We start from the raw sequence: 4,715 nt of genomic DNA on the forward strand, positions 1-4,715 counted from the left end.
GGTTAAGGGAGTTTACGTGAGTGCGGGGTCCAGGGGTCGCCCCACGTGGCGTCGCGGGCGGAGCGGTAGAGCTCGCCGTGGCGCTTGGTGACGGTGGTTTCGGTGAGGACGCCTTCGCTGGAGCACAGTTGGAGGGAGACCAATCCCTTGCGCTTCAACGGGTGCCGGAGGATGCGGTTCTGGGCGTGGGAGGCCGGGGCCGTGGAGGCGGCGATGTAGGCGAACTTCTCGTCCTCGAAGTTGAGGGTGCCGTCCTTGATCAGGCGGTGCGCGCCGACGCGGGGCAGACGGGCGGAGAAGTGGCACCAGTCCTTGCCCTGCGGGATGGGGCACGTGTGCGAGTGCGGGCACGGCGCCACCAACGAGCGCCCGAGTTCGAGCAGTTGAGCGCGGGCATCGGCGATGCGCTGATACCCCGCCGGAGTACCGGGCTCGATGAGCACCACCATCGACGCGGACGCGGCGAGCCAGGTGACGGTCCGCGCGCGCATGGCTTCGGGGAGTTCGCCGAGCACGTAGGACAGGGTGACGAGGTCAGCGGCAGGCAGCGGGGTCTTGGTGTCGATCACGCCGCGCCGCCACGTCGCGGACCGCAACGCGGCGGAGGACGCGGAGGCGGCGAGCGTGCGGCCCAGGTTGAGCGCCTTCTCGACCTGCTCGACGACGGTCAGTTCGCTGAGCGTGGACCAGGTGCCGGCCGCCGCCCACAGCGCGGTTCCGGTGCCGCCGCCCACGTCGATGTGGGACTTCGGCGTGAACTCGGGCGCGAAGGTGGCGACCTCGCCGAGCACCGCGCGCACCGCCGCGTAGGTGGCGGGCATGCGGTAGCCGGCGTAGGCCGCCACGTCGCTGTCGGAGTTCATGATCGGCGCGGTCGCGGCGCGCCCCTCCCGGTACCGGGTGCTCAGGCGGTCCACCGCGCGGGCCAGCTGCTGGTTGGGGAAGCGGCTGAGCGCGGTGTCCAAAGCGGACTGGAGGTCGGTCGGGAGGGCCACGGGGGAAGATTCTGGCTCATGCCGCGACCGGCTGGGCGAACTGGGCCGCGTACAGCCGCGCGTAGTGGCCGTTGGCGGCGAGCAGGTCCGCGTGCGAACCCTGTTCGACGATGCGGCCGGAGTCCATCACCAGGATCACGTCGGCGTCGCGGATGGTGGACAGCCGGTGCGCGATCACGAAGCTCGTGCGGCCCTGGCGCAGCGACGACATCGCTTGCTGGAGCAGCACTTCGGTGCGCGTGTCCACCGAGCTGGTCGCCTCGTCGAGCACGAGCATCGCCGGATCGGCCAGGAACGCCCGCGCGATGGTGATCAGCTGCTTCTCGCCCGCGCTGACGTTGGAGCCCTCCTCGTCGATCACGGTCTCGTAGCCGTCGGGCAGTGTGCGGACGAAGCGGTCGACGTGCGTGGCGCGCGCGGCCTCGACGACGCGCTCGCGGGAGACGTCGTCGACGCCGTAGGCGATGTTCTCCGCGATCGTGCCGCCGAAGAGCCACGTGTCCTGAAGGACCATGCCGATGTTGCCGCGCACCTGCGAGCGGTGCGCCTCGGCGATGTCCACGCCGTCGAGTGTGATCCGCCCGCCGGAGACCTCGTAGAAGCGCATGAGCAGGTTGACCAGCGTGGACTTGCCCGCGCCGGTCGGACCGACGATGGCGACGGTCTGCCCCGGCGCCACTGACAGCGACAGGTCCTCGATCAGCGGCTTCTCGGGGGAGTAGCGGAAGGAGACGTTCTCGAAGGCCACGCGCCCGCGCACCGTGCCGAGCGGGACCGGGCTCAGCGGCTCCGGGCGCTGCTCCTCGGCGTCGAGCAGCCCGAAGACGCGTTCGGCCGAGGCGAGGCCCGACTGGACGATGCTGGTCATCGCGGCGAGCTGGGTGATCGGGTGGTTGAACTCGTGCACGTACTGGATGAAGGCCTGCACGTCGCCGAGCGACATCGTCCCGCTGGCCACGCGGAGCCCGCCGACGACGGCCACCATCACGTAGGTCAGGTTGCCCACGAAGGACATCGCGGGCTGCGTCGTGCCGGAGACGAACTGCGCGCGGAAGGCCGCCGCGTACAGCTTCTCGTTGTGCTGGGCGAAGGTCGCGACCGCCTCGCGCTGCCTGCCGAAGAGCTTCACCAGCGCGTGCCCGGTGTACATCTCCTCGATGTGGCCGTTGAGCTCGCCGGTGGTGGCCCACTGCTTCGTGAAGTGCGGCTGCGCCCGCTTCGCGATGGCCCGGGTGATCAGGATCGCGACCGGGATGGTGACGAGCGCGAGCAGCGCCATGGTCGGCGCCAGCCAGAACATCATCACGACCACGCCGAGCAGGGTGAGCAGCGAGATCGTGATGCGGCTCAGAACCTGTTGCAGCGCTTCGGAAACGTTGTCGATGTCGTTGGTGACCCTGGACAGCACCTCACCGCGCGGGCTGCGGTCGAAGTAGGCCAGCGGCAGCCGGTTCAGCTTGTCGGCGGAGCGCTCGCGCAGTCGAAATGCCAGCCGCTGGGCCACGACCGCGGTGAGCCTGCCTTGCAGCCACGCGAAGCCCGATGAGCCGACGATCGCGGCGAGCGCCCACGCCAGCGCGGTCCCGACGGCGCCGAAGTCGATGCCGGCGCCGCGCACTCCGGTGAAGATCAGGTCGGTGACACGCCCGAAGATCAACGGCACGGTCACCCACATCGCCACGTAGCCGAGCCCGGCGCCGAGCACCCCGGCCAGCAGCGCGCGCTCGGGCTCCATCATGCGCAGCAGCCGGGTGAGCGTTCCGGTGAAGTCAGTGGGCTTCTCGGTCTTCATGCCATCTCCACGGTGTGCTGGGAGAGCACGATCTCCCGGTAGGTGTCGTTGGTGTCCATCAGTTCCGCGTGCGTGCCGGTGCCGACGACCCGCCCCGCGTCGAGCACGACGATCCGGTCCGCCTCGCGGATCGTGGAGATCCGCTGCGCGACGATGATCACCGTCGCGCCGCCGAGCTCCTTCGCCAGCGCGGCACGCAGCGCCGCGTCGGTGCTGTTGTCCAGCGCGGAGAACGAGTCGTCGAAGAGGTAGATGTCCGGCTTCGCCACGAGCGCCCTGGCGATGGCCAGCCGCTGCCGCTGCCCGCCGGAGACGTTGCTCCCGCCTTGCCCGATCGGGGCGTCCAGCCGCTCCGGCAGCGCTTCGACGAAGTCCCGCGCCTGGGCGATCTCCAAGGCGCGCCACAGCTCTTCCTCGGTCGCGTCCGGGTTGCCGTAGCGCAGGTTCGACGCGATCGTCCCGGAGAACAGGTACGGCTTCTGCGGGATGAAACCGATCGCGCTCGACAGCGTCGCCGGAGCCAGCTCGCGCACGTCGACCCCACCGACCAGCACCTCCCCGCCCGTGGCGTCGAAGAGCCGGGGGAGCAGGTTGAGCAGCGTGGTCTTGCCGCTTCCCGTCGAACCCACCACGGCCGTGGTCTGCCCCGGGCGGGCGATGAGGTCCACGTCGTGCAGCACCGGCCGCTCCGCGCCCGGGTAGCGGAACCCCGCTCCGCGCACGTCGACGTACCCCGGGCGAGGTAGCTCGGTGACCGGGTTCTCCGCCACCACAACGCTCGTGGTGGTGTTCAGGACCTGCTCGACGCGGCCCGCCGACACTCGCGCGCGGGGCAGCTGGAGGATCATGAAGGTCGCCATCAGCGTCGACATCAGGATCTGCATCAGGTAGTGCAGGAACGCGAACAGCGCGCCGATCTGCATCGCGCCCGCATCCACCCGCATGCCGCCGAACCACATCACCGCGGCGTTGGACAGCTCCATCACCAGCAGGATCACGGGCAGCATCAACGCCATCAGCTTGCCGACCCCGAGCGCCACGCCCATCAGCTCGCCGTTGGCGTCGGCGAAGCGCTCGCGCTCGTGGTCCTCGCGGACGAAGGCCCGCACCACGCGGATTCCCGTGATCTGCTCGCGCAGCATGCGGTTGACCCGGTCGATGCGCTGCTGCACGAAGGCCGCCAGCGGCCCCATCCCGCGCAGGATCAACCGCATCGCGACCGCGAGCGCGGGCACCACCACGATCAGCAGCGCCGAGAGCGGGACGTCCTGGCCCAGCGCCATGATCACACCGCCCACGCCCATGATCGGCGCCGTCACCATCGACGCGAGCGCCAGCATGGTGATCATCTGCACCTGCTGGACGTCGTTGGTGGTGCGCGTGATCAGCGACGGCGCCCCGAACTCGCCCAGCTCGCGCACGGAGAAGGTCTGCACCCGCTCGAACACCGCCGCGCGCACGTCGCGGCCCACCGCCATCGCCGTGCGCGCCGCGAAGTAGACCGCGGCCGCCGCCGTCACGACCTGCGCGAGCGTGATCGCGAGCATCACCGCGCTGGTGCCGAAGATCCGGTCGGTGTCCCCCTCGAGCACGCCGTTGTTGATGATGTCGGCGTTCAGCGCGGGCAGCAGCAGCGAGGCGAAGGTCTGCGCCAGTTGCAGCAGCACCACGATCGCGATGGCGCCGCGGTACGGCCGGAGATGGGTGCGGAGCAGGCGGAGGAGCGCTCCCCGGCGCTCTGGTTCGTCGGTCACGTGATCACGCTAGAAACTCAACCAACGTTGAGGTCAAGTCCGGCGCGTGCAACCTCCGAGGCCCTTCGCGGCATGTAGTGGGTGAAGCTCACCGATCCGAGGAGATCGCACATGCGCACACGACTGATCATCGCCGCCGGGGCGCTCGTGCTGGGCGGCGATGATCAGTCGTGT

Annotated in this window: 3 protein-coding genes; all 3 read right to left on the reverse strand. The window is 69.9% G+C overall.

Translation table 11 applies throughout. The features are described from left to right. Positions 1-2: 2 nt before the first annotated feature. Genes CCN37_RS37195 through CCN37_RS37205 form a run of 3 tightly spaced genes read right to left on the reverse strand, consistent with a single transcriptional unit; the run spans position 3 to position 4,541 of the window. Complete coding sequence (locus CCN37_RS37195) at positions 3-995, reverse strand: small ribosomal subunit Rsm22 family protein (protein WP_086830098.1); 993 nt, start codon at positions 993-995, stop codon at positions 3-5. A 16-nt stretch (positions 996-1,011) separates the two neighbouring features. Further along, entirely contained in the window at positions 1,012-2,787 is a 1,776-nt protein-coding gene (locus CCN37_RS37200; protein WP_086830101.1) for an ABC transporter ATP-binding protein, read from the reverse strand. After that, positions 2,784-4,541, reverse strand: coding sequence for an ABC transporter ATP-binding protein (locus CCN37_RS37205; protein ID WP_086830103.1), 1,758 nt, complete (start codon positions 4,539-4,541; stop codon positions 2,784-2,786). The genes CCN37_RS37200 and CCN37_RS37205 overlap by 4 nt, the downstream gene beginning before the upstream one ends. Positions 4,542-4,715 lie beyond the last annotated feature (174 nt).

The sequence above is a fragment of the Allokutzneria sp. NRRL B-24872 genome (assembly GCF_002155965.1).
GTDB lineage: Bacteria > Actinomycetota > Actinomycetes > Mycobacteriales > Pseudonocardiaceae > Allokutzneria.